At 42.8% G+C, this 516-nt stretch carries 1 protein-coding gene; it reads left to right on the top strand.

The genetic code is table 11. The features are described 5' to 3' along the window. On the top strand, nt 1–257 hold a 257-nt coding region (locus tag ABD892_RS10055; protein ID WP_345195489.1), incomplete at its 5' end, for a hypothetical protein. Nucleotides 258–516: the final 259 nt, after the last annotated feature.

Genomic DNA, 516 nt, shown 5'->3' with positions numbered 1-516 from the left:
TGGCTACTTGGCACCTTTCAAGTATGAACAGGAACTTGCCAAGGCAGCGTAAAAAAGTGTCCGGAAAACTCTTGCCAGATCAAGTCAGAGTAGAAAAGGAATATCAAGTGGTTGATCAAACACATTATGAGGACGTCTCAGATTTTGTTGGAGGACTAGACAACGTGTTAAGTCAAAGCACACTGGATTTTCAAGTTGAAGATGGAGGACCACATTGCCTAACTCAAGAGATAGTTATCACTGATAATAAAGAATAGGGTAATCACAAACCAGAATCGCCACATCTATGGCCCATCTATTTCTATCCTCTGAATGTTCAGCGTAGAATGAGACTCTGATAGTCCGGACAAAATGTCAGACATCTCTAAGCTGTGAGGTACCGCTACAAGCTTGTAACAGTACCTCTTGCAGGAAAGATCAGACCATACCTAGACAGGTAAGTACTCAAAAACTCCTGTGCAGACCACATGGCAGCCAGCATGAGGCGTATTCGATAATATTTGCCAGTCTCGGAAT

The organism is Kistimonas scapharcae (assembly GCF_039540975.1).
GTDB classification, from domain to species: domain Bacteria; phylum Pseudomonadota; class Gammaproteobacteria; order Pseudomonadales; family Endozoicomonadaceae; genus Kistimonas; species Kistimonas scapharcae.
This window is presented reverse-complemented; position numbering and strand designations above follow the sequence as displayed.